A 23,589-nucleotide genomic window follows, 5' to 3' on the forward strand; every position below is an offset into this window, starting at 1 on the left:
ATGGTGCATAAGCGGCCCTAGTGATTCACTTGCCAAGGATCTGACCTATGCACGACATCCGCGCAATTCGCGAAAACCCAGCAGCTTTCGACGCCGCGCTCGCGCGCCGGGGTGAAGCTCCGGTATCGTCAGACCTGCTGCGCCTGGATGAAAGCCGTCGGGCCAAGATCCTGGCAGCCGAAACGGCGCAGGCCGAACAGAACAAGGCCAGCAAGGAAGTCGGCGCAGCCAAGGCGCGCGGCGACGAAGCCGAGTTCGAGCGTCTTCGGGCACTTGTGGCCGAGAAAAAGGCCGAAATCGCCCGTATGCAGACCGAGGCCAAGGATATCGACGCCCTTCTGACTGACCAGTTGGTTCGCATCCCCAACTTGCCGGCCGCGGACGTACCCGACGGCAAAGACGAGAATGACAATGTCGAAGTCAAACGCTGGGGCACGCCGCGGGACTATGACTTTGAACCGAAGGAACACTTCGAGATCGCCTCGGTTCAGAACGGCATGGATTTCGAAACCGCGGCCAAACTGGCAGGATCTCGTTTCGTGCTGCTGTCGGGCGGTGTGGCGCGCATTCACCGGGCGCTCGCGCAGTTCATGCTGGATACGCATACCAACGAGAACGGTCTGACCGAAGTGAACGGCCCGGTTCTGGTGCTCTCCGAGATGATGCAGGGCACCGGCCAGCTGCCGAAGTTCGGCGAAGACAGCTACCAAACCCGCGAGGGGTGGTGGCTGATCCCGACCTCCGAGGTGTCGCTGACCAACATCGTCAACAATTGCGTCATCGAGGAAAGCTATCTGCCGCGCCGCTACACGGCACATTCGCTGTGCTTCCGCTCCGAGGCGGGCTCGGCCGGCAAGGACACGCGCGGCATGCTGCGCCAGCACCAGTTCGAAAAGGTCGAAATGGTTTCGGTCACGCATCCCGACAAATCGGACGACGAACAGCAGCGCATGCTGCGCTGTGCCGAAGGCATCCTGGAAAAGCTGGGCATTCCTTATCGTACCGTCGTCTTGTGCACCGGCGACATGGGGTTTGGCGCGCGCCGGACCTTCGACATCGAGGCCTGGCTGCCCGGCCAGAACACCTATCGCGAGATCAGCTCGGTTTCGACCTGCGGAGATTTCCAGGCCCGTCGCATGAATGCGCGCTTCCGGCCTGAAGGTGGGGGCAAACCTGAATTCGTGCACACGCTGAACGGATCGGGCCTGGCTGTGGGTCGCTGTTTGATTGCGGTTCTGGAAAACGGCCAGAACGCCGATGGCACCGTGACCTTGCCCGAGGTTCTTTCGCCGTATCTTGGCGGCAAGCTGACCCTGCAGGCTGACGGCACGCTGGCGTAACCTTTGGCGGTCACCCCAGCCGCGACCGCATTGCTTCAGATCAAGGCAAGGAAGTGACTAATTCTTTGCCTTTTTCTTGGCCTTCTTGTCCTTTTTGTCTTTCTTGGACTTACCGTCGGCCTTCTCTTTTGCCTTCTTGGACTTCTTGTCTTTTTTCGACTTGGCCTTGGATTTTATCTTTTCCTTCGCCTTCGATATCGCCGCTTCCATCTCTTTCTTTTTCTTCGCTGCCTTTTCGGCCTTGGCTTTGGCCTTGGCCTTCTTCCGGGCCTTGGCCTCTGCTTCGGCTTTCTCGGCTGCCACCTCGGCCTCTGCCTCGGCCTTGCGCGCAGTAGCTGAGGTCCGAGATTGCGCCGTCTTGCGCGTTGGGGCCTTCGGTGGGCGGGTCTTGGCCACGGGTGAGGCGCCGGACGTGGTCTGTTTGGCGGCTGCGATCAATCCGGGCGCCCGGCGCGCTCCGATACCGGGAACGGCGACCAGCGCAGCCGGCTTGGCCTTGGCCAGGTCCTCGGCCGTCTTGAAGCCATTGTCGTTGAGAGCGCGGCCAAGTGCTTCTCCGATGCCGCGAACCTTGGTCACCGCTGTCATTCCAAAACTCCTAAACGATCCAACTTAGAAACTACGCCCGACAGGCCGCAAGACAAGGCTTCGGTCCGCACAACCTTTGGAAAACCGCCTTTAACTGCCCCGGGCCAGCTCACCGGTTTCACCCTGCCGCGGAAAGGGAACCAACCGCTTTGCATCTTCATCCCACAGCTTCAGGTTCAGCGCGGCTACCGCCTCGGGAAACTTGATCCGGCGGGGTGTGTATTCGGGTGGCAGGTTGTAGTGACAGGCGCGCAACCGGTAGGACGGGATGCGGGCATTGAAATGGTGGATGTCATGCAGCGTGATGCAGGCGACCGCATTGTCGAACCACCATCCAAAATCCAGCGCTGACGAGCCCTGAAGCGCCGCCAGTTGCGGGTCCAGATCCGGGCGGCGATCCCAGTAGGTGTCCTCGAAATTGTGCTGAAGATACACCAGAAACACACCTAGCATTCCGCCGAGGAACGAGAAGGCCAGCCAGACGAGTATGCCTGTCATGCCAGCAATCCAATACAACAACCCGAGGAAAACCACGATGGACAAGTTGTGCAGCACGACCCCACGAACGCCGAACCGCACCGTGTTTTTGGGCCAGCGATAGCGGATGAAATACGTGAACAGGGCCCCGACCGGCACCAAGATGAAGGGATTGCGGTAAAGCCTGTAGAACAGACGGGTTTTCCAATCCGCTTCATTCCATTCCCGCAAGGTCATCGTGTTGATTTCCCCGGTCTCCCGATGTTCGAGATTGCCGATGCCCGCGTGATGCAGATTGTGGTTCTGTTTCATCACTTCGAACGGAGCGAAGGTGAACGGCGACAGCACGTGGCCAGCCCACTCATTCTGCCGTCGGGTTTCGAACAGAGAATGATGACCGCAATCATGCTGCAGAACATAGAGACGCACTGCCGAAAAGGCGAACACGATCCCGGCCGGGATCATGATGAACCACTGATCCACATAGACGATCGCCAGCGTCAGCGATGCGAAATACACCACGAACGTCCCGAAATAGCTGAGCGCGGCCAGCCGATTGTCCTGCACCGCGTACTGTCTCGTATATTCTCTCAGGTCCATCCAGCCCGCTCCCCACGATGGTCCGGTTCAATAGTCCTTGCGAAATTTTGCACGTCACAGGCACGCGCAAATCGCGCGCGAAATGAATGCACGCATGCGAATGCTAGCGCGATGCTTGGGGGCTGTCACGCCCCAAGCCCGAAAATGCTGAAAATTGGCGCAGTTACGCCTTGCCCTTGAGATGTTTGGCCAGCGCACCCGCGTTTTTCTTGCGGCGCCCCTTGTAGGGGTTCTTGTCCCCCTGCCCGCGCAGCGTCAGCCGGATCGGGGTTCCGGGCATGTCGAAATCCTCGCGCAGACCGTTGACCAGATACCGCGAGTAGCTTTCCGGCATCTTGTCCGGGTGCGAGCACATGACGACAAAACCCGGCGGGCGCGTCTTTGCTTGAGTCATATAGCGCAGCTTGATCCTGCGCCCCTGGGGGGCTGGCGGTGGGTGCTGCTCCAACATGGCGGTCAGCCAGCGGTTCAAGGCCGCGGTGGGAACCCGACGGTTCCACACATCGTGGGCGCGCAGGATCGCATCACGCAGCCGCTCCAACCCCCTGCCCGTCTTGGCCGACACGGTCACAAGAGGCGCGCCGCGCAGTTGGGGAAGCAGGCGTTCGAACGAGGTCTTGAGCTGGCGCAGTTTCTCCTGCTTGTTATCCTCGACATCCCACTTGTTCACCGCGATCACCACGGCACGTCCTTCACGCTCGGCCAGATCGGCAATGCGCAGGTCCTGCTGCTCGAACGGGATCGCCGCATCCAGCAGGACAACCACGACTTCGGCGAACTTGACGGCGCGCAGGCCGTCCGACACCGAGAGTTTCTCGAGCTTTTCCTGTACCTTGGCCTTCTTGCGCATACCGGCGGTGTCAAAGATGCGCATGGGGGTGCCACCCCAGTCCAACTTCAGACTGATGGCGTCACGGGTAATGCCGGCCTCGGGACCGGTCAGAAGTCGATCTTCACCCAGGATCTTGTTGATCAGTGTGGACTTGCCCGCATTCGGACGCCCAACAACGGCCACCTGCAACGGCTTGTCCGGCGTAATTGCAGGGGTTTCGCCCTCGGTTTCCCCATCCTCGTCCAGATCGATATCCGTTTGCGGAACGTCCTCTGGCTGCTTTTCTTCCATGGCGTCAGCCAAAGGCATCAACGCCGCGTAAAGGTCGGTCATGCCTTCGCCATGCTCGCCCGACAGACGGATCGGCTCGCCCAGACCCAGGTTGTAGGCCTCGAGAACACCGGCATCCGCCGCCGCCCCCTCGGCCTTGTTGGCCGCCAGGATCACATGCTTGGAGCGCTTGCGCAGAATCTCGGCAAACATCTCGTCGGTCGGGGTCAGGCCCACACGGGCGTCGATCATGAACAGGCAGACATCGGCCATGTCTACGGCACGCTCGGTCAGGCGCCGCATCCGGCCCTGCAGGCTGTCGTCGGTGGCATCCTCCAGCCCGGCCGTGTCGATCACGGTAAAGCGCAGGTCACCCAACCGCCCTTCGCCCTCACGCAGATCGCGGGTAACGCCGGGCTGGTCGTCCACCAGCGCAAGGCGCTTGCCCACAAGGCGATTGAACAGGGTGGATTTGCCCACATTGGGGCGCCCCACGATGGCGAGGGTCAAAGACATGATACTCAACTTTCAAGACTCAGACGCGCCGTTTAACGCATCTTGTCGTCAACGGAAAGCGTGCAGTTGCCCTTTGGTCGAAACCACGTAGAGGGTCTGGTTCGCAACCACCGGTGCCGTTGTCGCCCCGCCCGGAACCTCGACCTGATGCACCAGCGTGCCGTCGACAGGGTTGTAGAACCGCAGATAACCGTCGTTCGAGCCGATGACGATGCGTCCACCCGCCATGATGGGGCCGTAATGCGCAAAGATCGGTCCGCGACGGTTGGGCTTGTCCTTGACGAAGCCCGGCAGGTCGATGGCCCAGACCACAGACCCGTCTGACACGTCCAACCGCACCAACTGGCTGCGGTCGCTGATCAGGAATACGCTGTTGCCGACCGGCCAGACGGTATCGACCGCGCCTTCGAAAGCGGTCCAGATCCGTTCGCCCGAGCTGGCGTCGAAGGCGACCGTGCGTCCTGAGTGGTTGCCGATGTAGATCGAGTTTCCGGATACGATCGGGCCGCCCGTCACATCCACGATCTGCGCTGCGGCCCGCCCCCTGCGGCCGCCGGCGACCGACGCGTTCCAGCGACGGATTCCGCCTTTTCGGAAAGCGGCCGCCACATCACCGGACCCAAACGCAAAGACTGCGAACTCGTTCGCCAATACCGGCGCCGGAGCCCCCAGGACATTGCCGACGCTGGGCGTGCCCTCGATCTGCCAGGCAATGCGCCCGTCCTTTGCATCAACCGCCCAGCCGGTCTGATCCCCCGCCACAAGGTAAAGCAGGCCGCCAGAAACCAGCGGTGCTCCGCTACCGGTCGCGTTCAGTTTCTTTTGCCAGCGAATACCACCGGTGCGCGCATCCAGAGCGGTCAGACGGCCGAAACCGGACGAAACGTACAAGGTATTGTCTGCATAGGCGATGCCGCCCCCGGTCGCCTGCTCTTCGCCATCCGTGGCAGGGACCAGGTTTGTGCTCCAGACCAGTTGCCCCTGAGGAGAAACCGCGGAAACGGTTGCCGCCGCGTCTAGGGTGTAGATCAGGCCACCTGCGACAACCGGATCAGCGGTGATCCTTTGCTTGCGCCCGTCGCCGGCCCCGATCGAGGTTGACCAGATGCGCTGCGGCGCGGGGCTGAGCGCCGCGTTGGTGGTACGGAAAGCCGCGGTGCCCGGGCTTTGTGACCATTCGGCATTGCGCTTTGCGGCCGGCAGGCTGATCGGTTTGGCACCGGTTGTCTGAACGGTTTCCAGATCCTGGGCCGGGCGGATGTCTTCACGCTCGCCCGGCAGGATCACTTCGGGTTCCTCGCAGGCGCTCAGCGCCGTCAGCGCCAGGGCTGCGACCGGCAAACCAAATCGGGAAAATAGTTTTTTTGCCATGAAACTCCGAACTCGCCTGTATTGGTTCACTGAAATGGGCCGCGTATCAACCCTGCTGTGCGGTGATCGGTTCGGGCGTTCCGCCCAGCGCGACGATCAATTGGGTTGCACGCTGCTGGATGTCGGCACTGACCTCTGCATCCTGACGGATGGCCTGCAGACGTTCCAGCGCGGCCTGAGTGTCGCCATCGGTGAGGTCGATCAGGGCCAGTTGTTCTTCTGCCAGCAGACGCAGCGGCGCGCCCGGAGCGGCCAGCGCCTCGAACTGTTGCCGGCGCTCGGCGGCGGGCATGGTTTCGGACTGCAACAACAGGGCCTTGAAGGCAGCGATCGAGCGGTAGATTTCCGGCAGGTCACCCTGAACTGCAATCGCATTCAGCTGTTCAACCGCCTCTTCGGCCGATCCCGACTCGGACAATGCGCCCGAGAGGAGAAAGCCCAAAACAGCCTGCTCGCCGGCCGAATTGGCCATGACCTGCGCCAACGCATCCGCACGTGCGGAAGCGTCGTTCAGCTGCATCGCGGCCAGAATATCGTCGCCCAGCTTCTGGGCCTGACTGGCGTCGCGCGCCTTGCGGTATTCATTGAAAGCCGCACCGCCCACGATCAGAACAACGGCCAGAACTCCGACCCAGCCCCATCGACGCAGCTGCAGATAGAGCCGGTCGCGGCGCACCTCTTCGGTGACCTCATCAATGAAACTGTCGACGTCGCTCATTCCTGCCCCCGGGCGTTGCATTCAGCTTTCTGGCGCCATGTCATACCCCGGCACCATCAGCAAGCCAAGTACCCGAAATGCACAATTGCTCAGCGTCAGGGCGCTCTTGCGAAAAAAATCAAACCAAACTATTCAGTTCAGTATGGACTTCGCGCACGCACGCCCCCATGTCATTGCGTGCCCACCGGCATTTGTGCGGACATAATATTTTAAGGAGAATAGCGGCATGCGATTGATATCCCTCGTCAACGCCGTATTGGTCATCGTTGCATTGTATTTCGTGGTTTTCGAGCGCGATGCCCTGTTTGCATTTGCCGGTCGCGAAGATGCTGCGAGCCAGTCTGACGCTGGCGCTGAGGCAAACGACGCCTCGGCCGTGCAGGCCGTTGGGGTTGTTGCGTTGCGCTCCACTGCGCGCGAAATCGACAGCGCGGTTTTGCTGCGCGGTGAAACCAAAGCAATCCGTCAGGTCGAAGTTTTGGCGGAAACCACGTCAACCGTCATTTCGGAACCCAAGCGTAAGGGCACCTTCGTCGAGGCCGGCGATCTGCTGTGCGAATTGGATCCCGGCTCACGCCCGGCACAGCTTGCCCAAGCCAAGGCTGCCAAGCTGGAGGCGGAAAGCCGTGTGCCCGAAGCCGAAGCACGGCTGGAGGAAGCGCATGCGCGCGTTGCCGAGGCCGAAATAAACCTGATTGCAGCCCGCAAACTTTCGGAAACTGGCTTCGGCTCCGAAACCCGGCGGATCGCGGCCGAGGCCGAGATGAGTACCGCAAAGGCCGGTATCAAGGCGGCCGAGGCCGAGTTGAAGGCTACGGAGGCGGGCATCGAGGCGGCGGAGGCGGCGGTTGCGGCTGCCGAACTGGAATTGGACCGCATCACCATCGAGGCCCCGTTTCAGGGCCTTCTGGAAAGCGATGCCGCCGAATTGGGCAGTCTGATGCAGCCCGGATCGTTGTGCGCGACCGTGATCCAGCTTGATCCGATCAAGCTGGTTGGCTTTGTTCCCGAAACCGAAGTGAACCGTGTCACCGTCGGCGCTCCGGCGCAGGCACAATTGGTGACCGGATTGCAGGTCGAGGGCCGCGTGACCTTCCTCAGCCGTTCGGCGGACGACACCACCCGCACGTTCGAGGTGGAAATCACCGTTCCCAACCCCGAGCTTCTGATCCGGGACGGGCAGACCGCAAGTATCCGCATCGCGGCCGAAGGCGCCAAGGCTCACTTGCTGCCGCAATCGGCGTTGACGCTGAACAATGAAGGTCAGCTGGGCGTTCGGACGGTCGGAGCCGGTAATGTCGTCGATTTCGTACCCATCCGCCTGTTGCGTGACACGGCCGACGGTGTATGGGTCGGCGGTCTTGCGGAAACCGTAGACATCATCGTGGTCGGACAAGAGTTCGTGACCGCCGGTGTGGTCGTAGCGCCCACCTACAAGGACGTTTCCCAATGACTGGCATAGTCAGCTGGGCCGCCGACAGGGCCCGAATGGTTCTGGCATTCATTGCCATCTCGCTGATCATCGGCGGGTTTGCCTATGTCAGCCTGCCCAAAGAAGGCGAGCCGGACATCGAGATTCCGGCCCTGTTCGTGTCGGTTCAGTTTCCGGGCATTTCGGCCGAAGACAGTGAAAACCTGCTGATCAAGCCGATGGAAACCGAGCTTGCGGATCTGGACGGCCTGAAAGAGATGACCGCCACCGCCGCCGAGGGCTATGCGGGTATCGCGCTTGAGTTCGACTTTGGCTGGGACAAGACAGCCATTACCGCTGACGTGCGCGACGCGATGAACAGTGCACAGGCCGACTTTCCCGAAGGCGCCGAGCAATACACGCTGACCGAGATCAACTTCTCGGAATTCCCGATCGTCATCGTGAACCTGTCGGGTGCCGTGCCTGAGCGCACGATGGCGCGGGTCGCCAAGGACCTCCAGGATGAGCTCGAGGCGCTGGATTCGGTCCTTGAGGCCGGGATCGCCGGCAATCGCGATGAAATGCTGGAAGTGGTCATCGATCCGCTGCGGCTTGAGGCGTACAACGTCACCGCGGCCGAGCTGATCAACGTCGTGCAGAACAACAACCAGCTGATCGCCGCCGGTGAGGTCGAGACCGAACAGGGTGCGTTTTCGGTCAAGATTCCTTCGTCCTTCAAGACCGCACAGGATGTCTACGGACTGCCGATCAAGGTCAATGGCGACCGGGTCGTGACCTTGGGCGAACTGGCCGAGATCAACTACACCTTCGAAGACCGCGAAGGGACCGCCCGGTTCAACGGCGAACCGACCGTGGCGCTGCAGGTCGTCAAACGCAAGGGTTTCAACCTGATCGACACCGTGGCGCAGGTTAAAGAGACCGTCGCCAAGGCCGAGACCAAGTGGCCGGCCGAGCTGCAGGCTGCCGTGAATGTCGGCACGTCGAATGACCAGAGCCGCATCGTCGGCTCGATGGTCAGCCAGCTGGAAGGTTCGGTCCTGACAGCCATCGCGCTTGTGATGATCGTGGTACTGGCTTCGCTGGGTACACGTGCGGCACTCCTGGTGGGCTTCGCGATTCCGACCTCGTTCCTGCTGTGTTTCGCATTCCTGGCCATCATGGGGGTCAGCATCTCGAACATCGTCATGTTCGGCCTGATCCTGGCCGTGGGGATGCTGGTCGATGGCGCCATCGTGGTCGTGGAGTATGCCGACAAACGCATCAAGGAAGGCGTCGGCCCGATGCACGCCTATGTCGAGGCAGCCCAGCGGATGTTCTGGCCCATCGTCTCGTCAACCGCTACGACGCTGTGCGCCTTTCTGCCCATGCTGTTCTGGCCGGGCATTCCGGGCGAGTTTATGGGGATGCTGCCGGTCACGCTGATCTTCGTTCTGTCGGCCTCGCTGATCGTGGCGCTGATCTACCTGCCGGTGATGGGCGGTGTCTCGGGCCGGTTAAGCCGCGTGTTCGACCGCAGCTCGGATTGGTTGCGCGCGCGGACGCCGTGGTGGGTGCGTGCCGTCTTGGTTCCGCCGTCGGTCTACATGATCTTCCTGGGCGCAATGCAGCTGCTGAACCCCACGTATCTACTGCCGGAAGGCGCAGGCGGTGGGTTCTTGCTGGGCGCGGTTCTGTTCCTGTTCGGCGCCTTCGCCGGATCGGTCACGCTGAGCGCAGCCCGGATCGAGCGCAAGCCGGACGAACGTGTCCACACAGCCAAGGAGCATACGCCCTTCGGCTATGTCATCAAGTTCCTGGTCGGCAATCCGATCATGCCGATCGTCTCGATCGTGGCGGTAGGCTTTGCGGTGATGACGGTGATGACCATGTACGGTCAGAACAACCGCGGTGTTGAATTCTTCGTCGAAAGCGAGCCGGAACAGGCCACCGCCTATGTCCGCGCACGGGGCAACCTGTCGCTGGCCGAAAAGGACGCGCTGGTCTTTGAGGCCGAACAGGTGATCAGCCAGCATCCGGCGGTGATCAACGTGTTCTCGTTCGCCGGTGAAGGCGGCCTGAACCAGAACAACGGCGGGGCGCAGGCTCCGGCGGACACGGTGGGCCGCGTGCAGTTCGAGATCATCCCGTGGGAGGATCGCCCGAACGTGTCAGAACCTGTCGCAGGCGGATTGTTCGACAAGCACACCGTCGCGCCAGAGTATGACGGCGATTTCGTGATCGAGCAGTTGAACGCCGAACTGGCCAAGCTGCCGGGTTTCGTTGTCGAGATCCTGCCGTTGGAACAGGGTCCGGCATCGGCCAAGCCCGTGCACCTGCGGATCAAGGGCGACAACTGGGACGACCTGACCGGCGCCACGCTGACCGCGCGCGAAGTGTTCGAAAACACCCCAGGCCTGATCAAGATCGAGGACACCCTGCCCTTGCCCGGCATCGATTGGCAGATCGACGTCGACGTGGCCAAGGCCGGCCGGTTCGGGGCCGACGTGGCAACCGTGGGCGCGATGGTGCAGTTGGTGACCCGTGGCATCCTGCTGGGCGAAATGCGCCCCGAAAGCGTGGATGAAGAGATCGAGATCCGCGTCCGCCTGCCCGATCAGGATCGGGTCCTGTCAACGTTGGATACGCTCAAGGTGCGTACACCGGACGGGCTGGTGCCCTTGTCGAACTTCATCACCCGCAAACCGGTGGCAAAGCTGGCCGAAATCAATCGCGTGGATCAAGAGCGCTATTACGACGTCAAGGCCGATGTGGAACCCGGCCTGAGCAAAGTGGTGATCGACACCCCGGACGGAGAGCAGCGGCTGGCCGTGGTGCGCGAAGTGACCGAAGGCTCGGAACCTGAAGGTGCGACGGTCAACGGTGCCGATGGTACGGCCTATTCTCTGGTTCAGTTGACCGGTGAGGACACCCTCCAGGAGGTGCAGGCCGCCATTGATGACGGCGACGCCCGCCTGACGCTGATCAACCCGAACGAGCGGATCGCGGTACTGACCGAGTGGCTGGACACTCAGCCCTTTGCCAACACGATCACTTGGGAATGGACCGGAGACCAGGAGGACCAAGCCGAGAGCCAGGCCTTCCTCTCCAGCGCCTTCCTGGCCGCGCTGGGTCTGATGTTCGTGATCCTGCTGGCGCAGTTCAACTCGTTCTACAACTCGGTGCTGGTGCTGCTGGCGGTGGTTCTGTCCACCACCGGCGTGCTGATCGGGATGATGGTGATGCAACAACCCTTCTCGATCATCATGACCGGGACGGGCATCGTTGCGCTGGCGGGGATCGTGGTGAACAACAACATCGTTCTGATCGACACCTACCAGGAATACAGCCGCTACATGCCCCGGATCGACGCCATCGTGCGCACGGCCGAGGCGCGGATTCGTCCGGTTCTGCTGACCACGCTGACCACGATGGCGGGCCTGACGCCGATGATGTTCGGCCTGTCACTGGACTTCATCAACGGCGGCTATTCGATCAATAGCCCCACCGCGCTGTGGTGGAAACAGCTGGCGACGGCGGTGGTGTTCGGCCTGGGCATCGCCACGGTTCTGACCCTGATCGTGACGCCCTCGTTCCTGGCGTTGCGGGTGTGGGTGACCACCTATGCCGTGTGGCTGGGCAAACTGATGGCGCGGGTCACTGCAGGAAAGTCCAGCCAGATCGCGCAGGACATGGCGATCGGAGACTCGGCCCGCCGGATGCAGGCAACCGAGATCATCTGGACCGAGGTCGAGGCCACCGATGCCGAGGAAAGCGCGGGCGACACACCGGGACATCCGCTGAAAGCGGCAGAGTAACACAGGAAACGGGCCGGTCCTGCCGGCCCGTTTTTTGTTTGAGACCTTAGCCGCAGAGGTTTCAGGCCGCCTGCGTATCCGATTGTTGGCGATTCCACAGCTGGGCATAACGCCCTTCACGGCGCAGCAACTCGTCGTGGGTGCCCCGCTCGATGATCTCGCCCTTTTCCAGAACGACGATCTGGTCGGCCTCGGCAATCGTGCTCAGGCGGTGGGCGATGGTGATCACCGAACGCCCCTCGCCGGCGCGGGCCAGGGCATCCTTGATGTCCTGCTCGGTGTCGGTATCGAGCGCGCTGGTGGCCTCGTCCAACAGAAGGATCGGCGGGTTCTTCAACAGCGTCCGCGCAATGCCCACGCGCTGCTTCTCGCCGCCAGAGAGCTTCAGGCCACGCTCTCCCACCTTGGTCTCGTACCCCTCGGGCAGAGAGATGATGAAGTCGTGGATTTGGGCGGCTTTTGCGGCGGCTTCGATCTCGGCCTGCGAGGCCCCCTCGCGGCCATAGGCGATGTTGTACCGGATCGTATCGTTGAACAGCACTGTATCCTGCGGCACCACGCCGATGGCGGCGTGCAGGCTTTCCTGCGTCACGTCGCGCACATCCTGCCCGTCGATCCGCAACGCGCCCTGGGTCACGTCGTAGAACCGGAACAGCAACCGACCGATGGTGGATTTGCCCGAGCCGGTCGCGCCCACGATGGCCACGGTCTGCCCCCCCGGCACCACCAGAGAGACGCCGCGCAGGATCTCGCGGTCCGGGTCATAGCCGAAATGCACATCGTCCAGTTCGACCCGGCCTTCGGTAATCTGCAGCGGTTTGGCGTCTGGCTTGTCCACTACCTCGGCCGGCTGCTCCAGCAGCTGGAACATCTGGCCCATATCAACCAAGGCCTGCCGGATCTCGCGATAGACGGTGCCCAGAAAGTTCAACGGCACGGTGATCTGGATCATGTAGGCGTTGACCATCACGAAATCGCCCACCGTCAACTGCCCGTTCTGAACGCCGATCGCGGCCAGAACCATCACTCCGATCAGGCCACAAGTGATCAGGAAGGACTGACCAAAATTCAGGAAGGCCAGCGAGTATGCCGTTTTCAACGCGGCCTGCGCATAGGCCTTCATCGACACGTCATATCGTTCAGCTTCGCGCCGTTCGGCGTTGAAATACTTGACGGTTTCGAAATTCAGCAGGCTGTCGATGGCGCGCTGGTTGGCCTCGGTATCCTGGTCATTCATCTCGCGCCGCAGCTTCACGCGCCATTCGGTGACCGTGAAGGTGAACCAGATGTACAGCGCGATGGTGACGGCCACCACAACCAGGTACCAGACGTCGAACAGCCACATCAGAACCACCGCCACCAGCAGCAGTTCAAGGATCAGAGGGCCGATCGAAAACAGGAGAAAGCGCAGCAGGAACTCCACGCCCTTGACCCCGCGCTCGATGATCCGGCTGAGGCCGCCCGTCCGGCGGGTCACATGATAGCGCATCGAGAGCTGGTGGATGTGCTGGAAGGTTTCCAGCGCCAGCGCCCGCAGCGCGCGTTGCCCCACCGGCGCGAACAGCGCATCGCGCAACTGCTGGAACCCCACCGTCATCATCCGCGCCACGCCATAGGCCACGGTCAGCCCTACGGCGCCCAGCGCCAAAGGCGGCACGCCCTCGCCCGCCAACGCGTCAACCGCGCCTTTGTACAGGATCGGCGTATAGACCGCGATCAACTTCGCCAGAACCAGCATGGCCATCGCGAAGACCACCCGCCGTTTGACCCACGGCTCATCTTCGGGCCACAGGTACGGAGCCACTTTTCGGATAGTCAGCCAACCCGACTTGCGTTCGTCCATCTGTGGCATGTCTGCGGAATGCATAGGCGCAAGTCTTCTCATGTCTGACCCGGAAAGCTTCGAGGCCGGGCGAAAACCCGGCCCCGCAAGACCTAAGCCTTTATTCCGGGATGGTGAAGACCTGGCCCGGATAAATCAGGTCGGGGTCGCGGATCAGGTCGCGGTTCGCATCGAACAGGCGGACATACAGAACACCGTCGCCAAAACGCTCTCGCGAGATCGCCCACAGGGTATCGCCCTTTTGCACGGTAACGGACCGGATCGGCGTGCTCTGGTCGGCGCCCGGCACCGCATCCTGCGCCTCGGCCGCCTGCAGAACTTCAACCGGCTCGCGCTTGAACGGCGTTTCCAGACGGCTCAGCACCGTTCCGTCCGTGTCGACTTCGTCAACGCGCAGCGTATAGACACCGGGATCGACTTCTTGGATTTCCCCGCGCCAATCACCGTCCTGCCCTGGCGTGATATCGGCCACCAGCTTGTTGTTCAGATAGAGCCGAACCGCAGCACCCTCGGACACACGGCCGGACAATTGGACATCGCCAGCGTCGGAATAGCCGATCGTATCAAGCGCAACCTGCTCGGGCGACGCGTCTTCGGACGACGGCGACTGGACAAGCTCAACCCCTTCCTCACCGGACCGCAAAACGGCCACCTGCTGGCTTTCGCTGGATTGAGTCTCGGTCGTGGCCTCGGGTGAGGTTGCTTCTTCGTCCTGCGCCCCGGAAACGGTCTCGTCCGCTTGCGCGACCTCGGTGTCCTCTGCGACTGCGGCCGCAGACGGCTGTTCCGCCGTTTCGTCCTGCGCTTCGGTGTCCGTGCTGGCGACTTGCTCGTCCTTAGCGGGTGGCGCAGGCGGCTTGGGCAACGCGGCAATCAGATAGTCATCCGATTGCGCAGACCGGGTACCGTCACCGGCTTCAAGAACCAGACCTCGCGCGGCCTCGCTGAAGGGGATGGTGACGAACTCGGCGAACTGGCCGCTGCCATCGACAGTGAAGCTGTGGATCGGCTCGCCATCCAGCAGGATACGAATTTGACTGCCCGGGTCGCCTTTGCCGGACAGAAGCGCATTGCCGTCGGGCTCCACGAATATCTGGTCGAGCGTCGGAGCAATTGCGGCCGCGTTAGCCTCGGGTGTGGGAGCAGCCTCTGCCGGCTGTTCTTCAACCGTCGCGTCCTGCGCAGTCTGCTCGTCGGCCGAAGTTGTCTCTTCGGCTTCCGGAGCGGTTGCTTCTTCGGTCTCGGTCGAGGTCTGAACCTCGTCCGCGTTGTCAGGTTCCGCAACGACCTGCGAGTCCTCTGCATCCGGGCTTGGTGCCGGTGCGGCGGCTGGCTCAGTCGCCTCTTCGCTGGCGCTTGCGGCGACGGCCTCTTCTGTAGTGGACGGTTCAGACTGCGGCGCAGGACCGAAAACACCCGAAAGATACAAGCCCCCGGCGCCAATCACAGCCAAGATACCCGCAAGGATACCCCAGACGAATGCACCCGACCTACCGCTTCCCGATTTGGCGTCCATGTTTTTTCCTTCACTCCGCAGCGCAAATGCCTTGACTCAAAAGCTTTCCGCCGAACGGTTGAGCCAATTTACCAATCCCGCTATCACGGGTCAAAACCTCTGACACAACCCCGGAGTCGCTGTTTGATGTCCCAGAAATCGATCTGTGTGTATTGCGGGTCACGCAATGGCGCGAATTCGGCCTACACAAAGGCCGCAGGCACCTTTGGACGGCTGCTGGCCGCCGAAGGCTGGCGGCTGGTCTACGGTGCGGGTGACGTGGGCCTGATGGGCGAAGTCGCCCGGGCCACGCAAGCGGCCGGAGGCGAAACCTTCGGCGTGATACCGGTTCATCTGCTCCGGCGGGAAGTGGGAAAAACAGATCTGACGCGTTTCGTGGTCACCGAAACGATGCACGAGCGCAAGAAAGTCATGATCATGAATGCGGATGCCGTGGTCGTGCTGCCCGGCGGACCCGGGTCGTTGGACGAGCTGTTCGAGGCGCTGACCTGGCGCCAGTTGGGCCTGCATGACAAACCCATTCTGGTGATGAATGTGGACGGATACTGGGACGCGCTTCACACGCTTTTGAATCAGGTGATCGACGCAGGTTTTGCGGATGCCTCCTTGGCCCGTTTCATTACCTGGGTCGACGACGCCGAGTCCGCGATGGACGAATTGCGCAAGTTATTGAAATAATAGGACTCACGGGCGGCTTCCCCGCCCGTGAGTCCCGAACCAGTAAGATCAGGCGGTCGAGGTGCGCAGTTGGCGTTGCAGCACCTTTTCGACCTTGTGCAGTGGATGATTGGTCAGGGTCTTGTCGACTTCGGCTACGACTTTGGCCAGAACTTCGCTGTGTAGGCGCCGGCGCAGCAGGCCCAGGACCTGTGGGCTGGCAACCAGAACAAGCCGCTTGTACGCGCCCTTCAGCCCTTTTTTGTTGAGCAGATTGGCCACATCCTGAACGAACAGGGACTTGGCATGGGTGCGCCAGGTGTCTTCTTCCACCGCAGATTTCTGGTTCGGCCCGGTATCGTTTCGTCGTCCCGCCCGATCCGAGGGCTTGCCCCGCGCGGCGAGATGATCCTGTTCCTCAACCGATACGACCACCAGATTGGGGTTCTCAGCATCCGTCACGTTTTCCGTGAACAGCGCTTTTTCCCCGTCGGCGATGATGACCCAAGTACCCTGTGCAAGTGCGACCATTGCGATCTCCCGTTGTGGTTTTCGTGGCCGTCCCCCGCCCGAACAAGAACAGCCAACACCTTGCACCCACGGCACAATTTGGCAGCTATTCCCTCATTGTTTTGGTTTTGGCGGTTCTCTCCTCCCGCAACTAACAGCTAATCACTCTTTGGCGTCTTGCAACGGCGCATGCGCGCAAAAGTTGACGTATCGGCAAGTTTCCACCCGAAGCGCGGATCAGGCAGAAATCTCGACAAGCGTAATCTCGGGTGTAACACCAAACCGGACCGGAAGGATCGAGCACCCGATGCCGCCGGAAACTACCAGATCCCTTCCACCTTCACGCACAGGGCCGTAGGCATAGCGATTGCCAAACCGCGAGGGCACCACGGGCGACCACCCAAACAGTCTGATTTGACCACCATGCGTGTGACCGGACAGTGTCAAGGCAACGCGATCTGGCACTTGGGGAAATATGTCCGGTTCATGCGCCATCAGGATGACGGGCGCGTCATCGGTAATCTGCCGCAACGTGCCGGACAGATCGTCCAGGCCGCGGTATCGCCCATTGCCCTCCACGATGGCCAGTTGGTCTTCGAGGCCCGCCAGCCAGATTCCCGGACCATCCAGTTTCTGCGCAGAATTGGATAGGACCGGGATGCCACTCGCGGCCAACGCATCGGCATATAAGTTGGGCCCACCGCCCCGGCGTTGAGCGGCCGTATCATCCCACCAGTCATGGTTTCCCAGCACCGCGAAAACCCCATGGCGCGCGGTCAGTCCGGCAAGAACCGGGGTGATGTCCGCCATCGCGACAGGTTTCGAAACCATCCTGTGGCTGGCGGTGAAATCCCCCAGCAGCAAGACCAGATCGGCATCCAGCGCATTTGTGCGCCTTACGACCTGCTTGATACGCTTTATGGTAACGAATGGCTCGCCGGCATGAAGGTCGGCGATGACCGCGATCCGCAGCGGAGGCGCCGTCCAGTCCGCGCGCTTGAGCTTCCATTTGCGAACCCGCAGCCGCATAGCCGGTTCGATAAAGAACCCGTACAGCGAAACAACAAGGCCTGCCAGCGTCACCGCCAGCAGGCCCTTGATGAACCCTCGTCGCGTCAAGAGTTACATCCGCGATGCAACGTTTTCCCAGTTCACCAGGTTGTCGAGGAAGTTCGAGAGGTAAGCCGGGCGCTTGTTGCGGAAGTCAATGTAGTAGGAGTGCTCCCACACGTCGCAACCCAGCAGTGCCGTCTGGCCGAAGCACAGCGGGTTCACACCGTTTTCGGTTTTGGTAACCGCCAGCGAGCCGTCGGCATTCTTGACCAGCCACGCCCAGCCCGAACCGAACTGACCGGCTCCCGCCGCGCTGAACTGCGATTTGAACTCCTCGACCGAACCGAAGCTTTCAACCAACGCCTTTTCCAGCTCGCCCGGCATCTTCGACTCGCCCGGACCCATCATTTCCCAAAACTGGTTGTGGTTCCAAAGCTGGCTGATGTTGTTGAAGATCCCGTTCTGTGCGACGGCCGACTTGTCATAAGTGCCGACGATGATCTCTTCCAGCGTCTTGCCGTCCCACTCGGTCCCGGCGATCAACTTGTTGCCGTTGTCGACATAGGCCTTGTGGTGCAGATCATGGTGATATTCCAGCGTTTCCGCCGACATGCCCTTGGCTGCCAGCGCGTCATGTGCATAAGGAAGATCAGGAAGTTCAAAAGCCATCTCGGCCCCCTGTAAATTTGTGTTGCGTTCCCAAGGTTAAATGCTTTGGCATCCGCCGCAGGTCAAGGCCCGAGCGCAGAAAACCCGGAGGTCCGCGATGCTGACGCAGGCGCGCAAGATGTTCTACCGTGCTCGCGGTCATTATGCAGGCAACCTGAATGGCGAGGTGTTCCGGCTGGACCCCTACCATTCGAAATTCTGGCGCAAGGCCTCGGCCGGCAACTGGGAGCCCGAAACCTTCGCCGTGCTCGACCGCCATCTTTCGCCAGACCGCGACTATCTGGACATCGGCGCATGGATCGGGCCGACGGTTCTGTATGGCGCTCGCAAAGCCCGGCATGTCTGGTGTTTCGAGCCCGACCCGACCGCCTATCGCCATCTGGCCTGGAACCTCGACCTGAACGACATCCGCAATGTCTCGGCCTTTGGCGTGGCCTTGTCCGACCGGTTCGGCGTGGCGCGCATGGCTTCAGTCAGGGGCGAGCGCGGCGACTCGACCAGTTCGCTGCTGCATGACGGCGCGCATGGAACCGATGCCCTGACCATCACCTGGGACCAGTTCGCCACAGCGACGGACCTGACAGGCATTTCGCTGGTCAAAATGGACATCGAAGGGGCGGAGTTTGCGGTTCTGCCGACGCTCGCCGACTGGCTGCAGGAGCAGAAGCCAGCCCTGTATCTGTCGCTGCACGCGCCCCTATTGGACGAAAACAACCGCGCCGAACGGGTCGAAGCCCTGCTTTCGACGTTGTCTTTCTACTCGAACATGCACGATGAAGCCGGGCGCCCAATCTCGGCCCAGGACTTGCTGGGCCCGAGCGCTTTGACCCAGTACCGCAGCGTCCTGTTCACGGAATAGAGTTCCGTGACGGAAACTCTACCCAAACGAGAGTTTACCCTTGAACACCCGACGACGCGGTGTTCATTTTCCTGTATTGATCATTGAAATTACAGGAAAATTGACTTGCGACTTATTCCATTTCTCGCCGCGGCCCTGACAGCACAGGCGGCTGCCGCATCCCCCACGGCTTACAAGTGCACGATCACGAAAAAGGATAGCCACGGCTGGATCGCGCCCGAATATGCCTTTCAAATCGACCCCGAGGCCGGCACGGCCCAAGCCGCCAGCAACTACCATGACTGGACCAACGCGCAGCTTCGGGCTCGTGGGGCCAAGGGCTATCGGATGATCTGGAACGTGACGCTCAAAAGTACCGAAGGTCAGGCCATTCGCATGCGCTATCAGGCGAATTTGGCAACAGACAGTGGGCTGAAGGTGAGCGGCAGTTTCGTGAATGTCGGGGCATCGAACAAACCTTACGGAACCGGCAGATGCGAGGTCGTCAAATAATGAAAAGCCCCGGTAATGTCCGGGGCTTTTTCTGTCTGCCAAGGTGGGGTCGGGTTCAGTAGTATCCGACCTCGCTGCCGGGCTGCGCCGCAACCTTCAGCAGCTTTAACACGTAATCCGCAACTGATCGGAAGCACACCACGCGAAAGGATTCCGCGTCGTCCATCCAGAACGCACCCGCAACCTGCGCCAGGCGCGTGCGCCGGATCTGGCCGGGCTGGAACGTATCGGACGAGAAATCGACGGGCGCAACCTTGCCCAGCACCTCACGCGCGGTCGGTCCCGAGACCCGGAACACCGCCCGCGCGTCCGAGACATTGACCGCCAAGGCATGCACACCGCTCAGCGCGTCCTGCATGGCGGCCAGTTTGGCCTCGACCTCGGCGTAGGGAACAAGCACCAGCAGCTCGTCCGGCGACATCCAGCAGACGCCGGTCTCGCCATCGACGAAAGCCTCGCGCTGGCCGGGCATCTTCTGGCCGGTGGCATCCTTGACCGCCTTGGTCACCAGCTTGTCGGACAGATCTCCGCGCAGGGTTATCATCCCCTGCAAGCCGCATTCCTCGATCCGGGCGATGCCGTCAAAGCTTGCGTGGTTCAATGCGCTGATGGGTTCAGACATTCTGCTTCTCCCCGTCCTTGTCGTAGAACACAGGGTCCACGATCTTGGCCTTGTAGATTTTCTCGTCGGTGCCCGGGAATTCGATCACTTCGCCCATTCGGTTCGGTCCATTCTTGACCAGCCCCATGGCGATGCCCCGGCCCAAATTGGCCGAGTAATAGGTCGAGGTCACACGCCCGATCACGTTGCGCTGACCGTTGGCGTTCACACCCTCGCCCACCGCATAGGCGCCGTCGGGCAGAACCGATCCATCCACAGTTTCCAGACCCACCAGTTTCCAGCGATCAGGGTCGGTCATGTGAGAGCGTTCCTGCGCGCGCTTGCCCAGGAAGTCCTCTTTCTTCTTCGAGATCGCCCAGTGCAGCCCCAGATCCTGCGGGATCACGGTGCCGTCGGTCTCGTCCCCGATCATGATGAAGCCCTTCTCGGCCCGCAGAATGTGAAGACATTCCGTGCCATAAGGCATCACACCGAACTCTTTCCCGGCCTCCATCAGGGCATCCCAGAAGGCCTGACCCTGGCTGGCAGGCACCGCGATTTCATAGGACAGTTCGCCCGAGAACGAGATGCGGTAGGCGCGGCAATCAAAGCCGCCGATCTGGCCGTCGCGCCACTCCATGAAGGGCAGCGCCTCGCGGCTGACATCCATGCCGCCGAGCTTCTCCAGCACCTTGCGGGCGTTTGGGCCCACTACGGCGACCTGGGCGTATTGCTCGGTCACGTTGGCGACATAGACCTTCCAGTCCCACCACTCGGTCTGCAGCCATTCCTCCATGTGGGCATGGATGCGCTCAGCCCCGCCGGTGGTGGTGTGGCACAGCCAGGTGTCCTCTTCGATGCGGGCGACGACGCCGTCATCAATCAGGAAGCCGTTTTCCGAGCACATCAGGCCATAGCGGCATTTGCCGACCTTCAGCGTGGACATCATGTTGGTGTACATCATGTCCAGAAACTTGCCCGCGTCCGGACCCTTGACGATCAGCTTGCCCAGCGTCGAGGCATCCAGCAGGCCGAGGTTCTCGCGGGTGTTCTTGACCTCGCGGTTCACGGCATCATGCACGGATTCCCCGGGACGCACATAGGCGTAGGGGCGACGCCAGTGGCCCACCGGCTCCCAATCGGAACCATTCCGGTCATGCCAGTCATGCATGGGCGTGCGGCGGATCGGCTGGAACACCTCGCCGCGCGCCTCGCCCGCGATGGCTCCCATCGAGATGGGCGTATAAGGCGGGCGGAAAGTGGTGGTGCCGACCTTGGGAATCTCCGACTCCAGCGCATCAGCAAGGATCGCCAGACCGTTGATATTGCTCAGCTTACCTTGATCCGTCGCCATGCCCAGCGTGGTATAACGCTTGGTGTGCTCGACGCTTTCATAGCCTTCGCGCGCGGCCAATTGCACATCCGAGACCTTCACGTCGTTCTGGAAGTCCAGCCACGACTTCATGCGCAGCTGCACCTCGGCCTTGGCGGGCATCAGCCAAACGGCCTGCATGGGCGCTTCGGTCTCGGCCTCGCCCTGCGGTGCCTTGGTGTTCTTCGGCTTGAAGCCGGCTGCCTTGGCCGCGGCCTTGCCCGCGGCGTGGGCATCGGCCAGCACCTCGCCCAGCGCCAGCGGCCCGCTTGCCGAGCCTGCGGCCACAACAAAGCCTGCGCCATCCGCGCCCAGCGGCGGACGGTCGGGGTCGGGGCGGAAATGGGCGTTGGCTTCGTCCCAGATCAGCTTGCCACCGCAATGGGACCACATGTGCACCACCGGAGACCAGCCGCCCGACATGGCGACCGCATCACATTCGACCTCTTCCCGAGCGCCGCCGATGCCTTCCTGGTTGCAGATCGCGACCTTCTTGACCCGCTTGCCGCCCTTGACCTTGGCGATGGCCTTGCCGGGATCGACCCGGATACCGAGGCTGCGCGCCTCGTCCGCCAGCGGCCCGGCCGAGGGACGGGCATCGACGACGCGCAACACATCCACGCCAGCCTGTTTCAGGATGATCGCGGTGCGGTAGGCGTCGTCATTGTTGGTGGCGACGATCACGCGCTCGCCCGGGGTCACGCCCCAGTTGACCACATAGTCGCGCATGGCTGAGGCCAACATCACCCCCGGCACGTCATTGCCGGCAAAGGACAGCGGGCGCTCGATCGCACCGGTCGCTGTAACGACCTGTTTGGCGCGTATGCGCCAAAGGCGGTGGCGCGGGCCCTGGGTGCCCGGTTTGTGGTCGTTCAGACGCTCGTATCCCAGCACGTAACCGTGATCATAGACCCCAGCCCCCATGCAGCGCGACCGCATGGTGACGTTGTCCATTGTTTCGAGTTCGGAAACCAATTGTTCCACGAACTTATCCACAGGCTCGTCGTTGACGGTGCCGCCGTCGACAGGCGCGCGCCCCCCCCAATAGGCGGTCTGCTCGATCAGCATGACCTTGGCGCCCGATTGCGCGGCGGCTTTGGCCGCCTGCAGGCCCGCAACACCGCCGCCGATCACCAATACGTCGGTGAAGGCATAGAAGTGTTCATAGGTATCCGCGTCGCGGCTGTCCTTGTCGGGCGCCTTGCCCAGACCGGCGGACTGGCGGATGAACGGCTCGTACACATGTTTCCAGAACGGCTTGGGGTGGATGAACGTCTTGTAGTAGAACCCCGCCGGCAGGAACCGCGCCAGCGCCGTGTTCACCGCACCGATGTCGTATTCCAGGCTGGGCCAGTGGTTCTGCGAGATCGCGGTCAGGCCGTTGAACAGCTCGGTCGTAGTGGCGCGCTGGTTCGGCTCGAACCGGTTGCCCTGCCCCAGACCGACCAGAGCGTTGGGCTCTTCGGCGCCGCTGGCCACGACGCCGCGCGGACGGTGGTATTTGAATGACCGGCCGACCATCATCTGATCGTTGGCCAGCAGGGCCGAGGCCAGCGTGTCACCCTGATAGCCCTGCATCGAGGTACCGTTGAAGGAAAACGTGACCGGTTTCGATCTGTCGATCAGGCGACCTTGATTTGCGAGACGGGTGCTCATGTTGCGGACCTTTCGCAGGTGGAGGCACCAAGACCTCCGGCGGATGTGTTCTTGAAAAGACGAAGCATCAGGAGAACTCTCTCCACGTCCAACCCGGCCGTTTGGCCGAAATCGCATCGCGGATCTCCTGCGGCGGCTCGGTGACCTGGGCCGAATAGGTGCCGAACACCTCGAGCGTCGCGGTGCAGCGCGCGGCATGGAACCACTTGCCACAGCCGTTGCTGTGGCGCCAGCGTTCAAAATGCACGCCCTTGGGGTTTTCGCGCATGAACAGATAGTCATGGAAATCGTCGTCCGACGCCCCGGGACCGAAGCGTTTCAGATGCGCTTCGCCACCGGCGGTCAGTTCGGTCTCTTCGGCGTCGACGCCGCAATAGGGGCACTTCAGGATCAGCATGTGGCTACTCCTTGCTTGAATTCTTT

General features: G+C 61.7%; 19 protein-coding genes. 6 read left to right on the forward strand and 13 right to left on the reverse strand.

The features are described from left to right. Positions 1–47: 47 nt before the first annotated feature. Complete coding sequence (gene serS, locus ACR0DA_RS07885) at positions 48–1,340, forward strand: serine--tRNA ligase (protein WP_480753513.1); 1,293 nt, start codon at positions 48–50, stop codon at positions 1,338–1,340. A 57-nt stretch (positions 1,341–1,397) separates the two neighbouring features. Here the strand turns inward: serS and ACR0DA_RS07890 are convergent, their stop codons facing one another. The 5 genes from ACR0DA_RS07890 to ACR0DA_RS07910 form a co-directional block, all read right to left on the reverse strand. Next, a complete protein-coding gene (locus tag ACR0DA_RS07890) occupies positions 1,398–1,928 on the reverse strand; it encodes a helix-hairpin-helix domain-containing protein (RefSeq protein WP_480753514.1) in 531 nt (176 codons plus the stop codon). Between the two features lie 90 nt (positions 1,929–2,018). Then, complete coding sequence (locus tag ACR0DA_RS07895) at positions 2,019–3,005, reverse strand: fatty acid desaturase (RefSeq protein WP_170358693.1); 987 nt, start codon at positions 3,003–3,005, stop codon at positions 2,019–2,021. A gap of 163 nt (positions 3,006–3,168) precedes the next feature. After that, on the reverse strand, positions 3,169–4,623 hold the full coding sequence (der, locus tag ACR0DA_RS07900) for a ribosome biogenesis GTPase Der (protein WP_480753515.1): 1,455 nt from the start codon (positions 4,621–4,623) through the stop codon (positions 3,169–3,171). 48 nt (positions 4,624–4,671) lie between these two features. Beyond that, on the reverse strand, positions 4,672–5,994 hold the full coding sequence (locus tag ACR0DA_RS07905) for a PQQ-like beta-propeller repeat protein (RefSeq protein ID WP_480753516.1): 1,323 nt from the start codon (positions 5,992–5,994) through the stop codon (positions 4,672–4,674). 46 nt (positions 5,995–6,040) lie between these two features. Beyond that, positions 6,041–6,712 (reverse strand): hypothetical protein, encoded by a 672-nt coding sequence (locus tag ACR0DA_RS07910; protein WP_480753517.1) that lies wholly within the window; start codon positions 6,710–6,712, stop codon positions 6,041–6,043. Positions 6,713–6,938: 226 nt separating this feature from the next. On the opposite strand from ACR0DA_RS07910, the gene ACR0DA_RS07915 reads away from it, so the two are divergent. Both ACR0DA_RS07915 and ACR0DA_RS07920 read left to right on the forward strand, forming a co-directional pair. Beyond that, positions 6,939–8,165 (forward strand): efflux RND transporter periplasmic adaptor subunit, encoded by a 1,227-nt coding sequence (locus ACR0DA_RS07915; RefSeq protein WP_480753518.1) that lies wholly within the window; start codon positions 6,939–6,941, stop codon positions 8,163–8,165. Then, positions 8,162–11,938 (forward strand): efflux RND transporter permease subunit, encoded by a 3,777-nt coding sequence (locus ACR0DA_RS07920; RefSeq protein ID WP_480753519.1) that lies wholly within the window; start codon positions 8,162–8,164, stop codon positions 11,936–11,938. The genes ACR0DA_RS07915 and ACR0DA_RS07920 overlap by 4 nt, the downstream gene beginning before the upstream one ends. 61 nt (positions 11,939–11,999) lie before the next feature. Here the strand turns inward: ACR0DA_RS07920 and ACR0DA_RS07925 are convergent, their stop codons facing one another. Together ACR0DA_RS07925 and ACR0DA_RS07930 are read right to left on the reverse strand one after the other, a co-directional pair. Then, positions 12,000–13,805 (reverse strand): ABCB family ABC transporter ATP-binding protein/permease, encoded by a 1,806-nt coding sequence (locus tag ACR0DA_RS07925; RefSeq protein ID WP_480753520.1) that lies wholly within the window; start codon positions 13,803–13,805, stop codon positions 12,000–12,002. A 76-nt stretch (positions 13,806–13,881) separates the two neighbouring features. After that, on the reverse strand, positions 13,882–15,297 hold the full coding sequence (locus tag ACR0DA_RS07930) for a LysM peptidoglycan-binding domain-containing protein (protein WP_480753521.1): 1,416 nt from the start codon (positions 15,295–15,297) through the stop codon (positions 13,882–13,884). 126 nt (positions 15,298–15,423) lie between these two features. Between ACR0DA_RS07930 and ACR0DA_RS07935 the strand changes: the two genes are divergently transcribed. Beyond that, a complete protein-coding gene (locus tag ACR0DA_RS07935) occupies positions 15,424–15,975 on the forward strand; it encodes an LOG family protein (protein ID WP_480753523.1) in 552 nt (183 codons plus the stop codon). 48 nt (positions 15,976–16,023) lie between these two features. Here the strand turns inward: ACR0DA_RS07935 and ACR0DA_RS07940 are convergent, their stop codons facing one another. The 3 genes from ACR0DA_RS07940 to ACR0DA_RS07950 all read right to left on the reverse strand — a co-directional run bounded on the left by ACR0DA_RS07940 (position 16,024) and on the right by ACR0DA_RS07950 (position 18,186). Beyond that, positions 16,024–16,485: a host attachment family protein gene (locus ACR0DA_RS07940; protein WP_170368670.1), complete on the reverse strand. Its 462-nt coding sequence runs from the start codon at positions 16,483–16,485 to the stop codon at positions 16,024–16,026. A gap of 216 nt (positions 16,486–16,701) precedes the next feature. Next, positions 16,702–17,583 carry a metallophosphoesterase gene (locus ACR0DA_RS07945; RefSeq protein ID WP_480753524.1) on the reverse strand — a complete coding sequence of 294 codons (882 nt, stop codon included), beginning with the start codon at positions 17,581–17,583 and terminating at the stop codon, positions 16,702–16,704. A gap of 3 nt (positions 17,584–17,586) precedes the next feature. Next, on the reverse strand, positions 17,587–18,186 hold the full coding sequence (locus ACR0DA_RS07950; protein ID WP_170358674.1) for a superoxide dismutase: 600 nt from the start codon (positions 18,184–18,186) through the stop codon (positions 17,587–17,589). A 97-nt stretch (positions 18,187–18,283) separates the two neighbouring features. Between ACR0DA_RS07950 and ACR0DA_RS07955 the strand changes: the two genes are divergently transcribed. Together ACR0DA_RS07955 and ACR0DA_RS07960 are read left to right on the forward strand one after the other, a co-directional pair. Further along, entirely contained in the window at positions 18,284–19,045 is a 762-nt protein-coding gene (locus tag ACR0DA_RS07955; RefSeq protein WP_480753525.1) for an FkbM family methyltransferase, read from the forward strand. A gap of 105 nt (positions 19,046–19,150) precedes the next feature. Continuing rightward, positions 19,151–19,537 (forward strand): hypothetical protein, encoded by a 387-nt coding sequence (locus ACR0DA_RS07960; protein WP_480753527.1) that lies wholly within the window; start codon positions 19,151–19,153, stop codon positions 19,535–19,537. A 55-nt stretch (positions 19,538–19,592) separates the two neighbouring features. Here the strand turns inward: ACR0DA_RS07960 and ACR0DA_RS07965 are convergent, their stop codons facing one another. The 3 genes from ACR0DA_RS07965 to ACR0DA_RS07975 all read right to left on the reverse strand — a co-directional run bounded on the left by ACR0DA_RS07965 (position 19,593) and on the right by ACR0DA_RS07975 (position 23,563). Beyond that, positions 19,593–20,159, reverse strand: a complete 567-nt coding sequence (locus ACR0DA_RS07965) for a sarcosine oxidase subunit gamma (RefSeq protein WP_480753528.1) — start codon at positions 20,157–20,159, stop codon at positions 19,593–19,595. Further along, positions 20,152–23,166, reverse strand: a complete 3,015-nt coding sequence (locus ACR0DA_RS07970; RefSeq protein WP_480753529.1) for a sarcosine oxidase subunit alpha family protein — start codon at positions 23,164–23,166, stop codon at positions 20,152–20,154. Before ACR0DA_RS07970 ends, ACR0DA_RS07965 begins: the two co-directional genes overlap by 8 nt. Positions 23,167–23,233: 67 nt before the next feature. After that, positions 23,234–23,563 carry a sarcosine oxidase subunit delta gene (locus ACR0DA_RS07975; RefSeq protein ID WP_170418161.1) on the reverse strand — a complete coding sequence of 110 codons (330 nt, stop codon included), beginning with the start codon at positions 23,561–23,563 and terminating at the stop codon, positions 23,234–23,236. Positions 23,564–23,589 lie beyond the last annotated feature (26 nt).

This window comes from Ruegeria sp. CI8 (assembly GCF_056536865.1).

What these genes read in the sequence shown, in the direction of transcription:
- ACR0DA_RS07975 (WP_170418161.1), bottom strand. Translation starts at nt 23,563, where the DNA reads ATGCTGATCCTGAAGTGCCCCTATTGCGGCGTCGACGCCGAAGAGACC.
- ACR0DA_RS07930 (WP_480753521.1), bottom strand. Translation starts at nt 15,297, where the DNA reads ATGGACGCCAAATCGGGAAGCGGTAGGTCGGGTGCATTCGTCTGGGGT.
- ACR0DA_RS07935 (WP_480753523.1), top strand. Translation starts at nt 15,424, where the DNA reads ATGTCCCAGAAATCGATCTGTGTGTATTGCGGGTCACGCAATGGCGCG.
- ACR0DA_RS07925 (WP_480753520.1), bottom strand. Translation starts at nt 13,805, where the DNA reads ATGCATTCCGCAGACATGCCACAGATGGACGAACGCAAGTCGGGTTGG.
- ACR0DA_RS07895 (WP_170358693.1), bottom strand. Translation starts at nt 3,005, where the DNA reads ATGGACCTGAGAGAATATACGAGACAGTACGCGGTGCAGGACAATCGG.
- ACR0DA_RS07970 (WP_480753529.1), bottom strand. Translation starts at nt 23,166, where the DNA reads ATGAGCACCCGTCTCGCAAATCAAGGTCGCCTGATCGACAGATCGAAA.
- ACR0DA_RS07940 (WP_170368670.1), bottom strand. Translation starts at nt 16,485, where the DNA reads ATGGTCGCACTTGCACAGGGTACTTGGGTCATCATCGCCGACGGGGAA.
- ACR0DA_RS07890 (WP_480753514.1), bottom strand. Translation starts at nt 1,928, where the DNA reads ATGACAGCGGTGACCAAGGTTCGCGGCATCGGAGAAGCACTTGGCCGC.
- ACR0DA_RS07965 (WP_480753528.1), bottom strand. Translation starts at nt 20,159, where the DNA reads ATGTCTGAACCCATCAGCGCATTGAACCACGCAAGCTTTGACGGCATC.
- ACR0DA_RS07920 (WP_480753519.1), top strand. Translation starts at nt 8,162, where the DNA reads ATGACTGGCATAGTCAGCTGGGCCGCCGACAGGGCCCGAATGGTTCTG.
- serS (WP_480753513.1), top strand. Translation starts at nt 48, where the DNA reads ATGCACGACATCCGCGCAATTCGCGAAAACCCAGCAGCTTTCGACGCC.
- ACR0DA_RS07905 (WP_480753516.1), bottom strand. Translation starts at nt 5,994, where the DNA reads ATGGCAAAAAAACTATTTTCCCGATTTGGTTTGCCGGTCGCAGCCCTG.
- ACR0DA_RS07955 (WP_480753525.1), top strand. Translation starts at nt 18,284, where the DNA reads ATGCTGACGCAGGCGCGCAAGATGTTCTACCGTGCTCGCGGTCATTAT.
- ACR0DA_RS07950 (WP_170358674.1), bottom strand. Translation starts at nt 18,186, where the DNA reads ATGGCTTTTGAACTTCCTGATCTTCCTTATGCACATGACGCGCTGGCA.
- ACR0DA_RS07910 (WP_480753517.1), bottom strand. Translation starts at nt 6,712, where the DNA reads ATGAGCGACGTCGACAGTTTCATTGATGAGGTCACCGAAGAGGTGCGC.
- ACR0DA_RS07915 (WP_480753518.1), top strand. Translation starts at nt 6,939, where the DNA reads ATGCGATTGATATCCCTCGTCAACGCCGTATTGGTCATCGTTGCATTG.
- der (WP_480753515.1), bottom strand. Translation starts at nt 4,623, where the DNA reads ATGTCTTTGACCCTCGCCATCGTGGGGCGCCCCAATGTGGGCAAATCC.